Origin of the sequence: Vibrio sp. M260112, assembly GCF_036533775.1 — a bacterium.
In the GTDB taxonomy this organism is placed as follows: domain Bacteria; phylum Pseudomonadota; class Gammaproteobacteria; order Enterobacterales; family Vibrionaceae; genus Vibrio.
Genome location: NZ_JATABH010000159.1, coordinates 1 through 1,090 on the forward strand (window position 1 = coordinate 1; position 1,090 = coordinate 1,090).

Below are 1,090 nucleotides of genomic sequence, written 5' to 3' on the forward strand. Positions count from 1 at the left end.
CCTGTCTACCGTTCGATTAGGTATGGAAGTCCTCAGGCGACCAGACTACGAGATTACTACACAACACCTCTTAGCAACGGCCATGGCTCTAGCTGAGCAGCTCTTAAAAGATGGCTATGCACTGGCGGATTTATGAGGGGATCCCTCAGCGCATCGTAACTTTGCTGAATGTACGTTGATTTCACACAACTGCGGTTACATTAATTTTTCTACAAAAGATAGGGAAGGAGCTAGAAGCCAACTCCATATCCCAATACTATTAATCCACATAAACAATCTAAATTTTTTTGATTCAGTCTTAACTCGATATCTTATAAAAGGGTAAGCTATCCAGTACCTTGTTAGACGACTGACTATTGAGTAAGAGGTTTGGAATTGCCATCTTAGATAACCTTTTTCATCGTAAAGCTTGTCTAAGTCTTTAGCTAGTTGCTTATCAATAAAAACAATGCGTTGTACGTTACCTAAACCAACCACAGCACTCATGAGCACGCCAGGGATTCCCCAGATTATGGCGTAAATTGCAAAAACTCCACTTATAACGTTAAGAAAATCACTCAAAATAAGTCCTCTACTAGTGCTTCAGTTGCTTCTGTAAACTCGATGGCTTTTTCATACACAATATCTCCTGTGCTTTTACCAATAGTTGCCCCTATAACACCTCCGGCAGCACCTCCAACGACGAATGCACTAATTGAAGCTATAGCAAGGACAGGGGCAGATGTAATCCCGACAACACCAAGTGCTAACAATGTTCCTGAAGCTGCCCATTGCCCCGTTTGTGCTCCAACAAGCCAACCTCCAAGAAAGCCACCAATTTCACGAGCCGTCACTTTGCCGCATTCTCCTGAACCATCGACAGAACAGGCTTCATAAATATTCTTCGTACTACTTGCTGCTCCAAGCACTAGCCCTACGTAACCGACTCCACGAGACGTCGTGATACCAATCGCCACATTCGCTATACGCTTACCTAAATTCGGTACCAGACCTTTTGCAATAATTTCATCAGCATTATGGATAATAGAATGAGTAGAGAGTTTTAAGTTACGTCTAATCTGAGTGTAAATTGGGATTTGAACAGAACGTT

At 42.5% G+C, this 1,090-nt stretch carries 1 protein-coding gene and 2 pseudogenes; 1 reads left to right on the forward strand and 2 read right to left on the reverse strand.

Translation table 11 applies throughout. The features are described from left to right. Positions 1 to 136: pseudogene (locus QTN95_RS20800) on the forward strand (IS4 family transposase); the annotation flags it as partial. A 59-nt stretch (positions 137 to 195) separates the two neighbouring features. On the opposite strand, the gene QTN95_RS20805 reads toward QTN95_RS20800, so the two are convergent. Next, positions 196 to 561, reverse strand: coding sequence for a hypothetical protein (locus QTN95_RS20805; RefSeq protein WP_331418872.1), 366 nt, complete (start codon positions 559 to 561; stop codon positions 196 to 198). Then, positions 558 to 1,090, reverse strand: a pseudogene (locus QTN95_RS20810) (hypothetical protein); the annotation flags it as partial. The gene QTN95_RS20805 and the pseudogene QTN95_RS20810, both read right to left, overlap by 4 nt.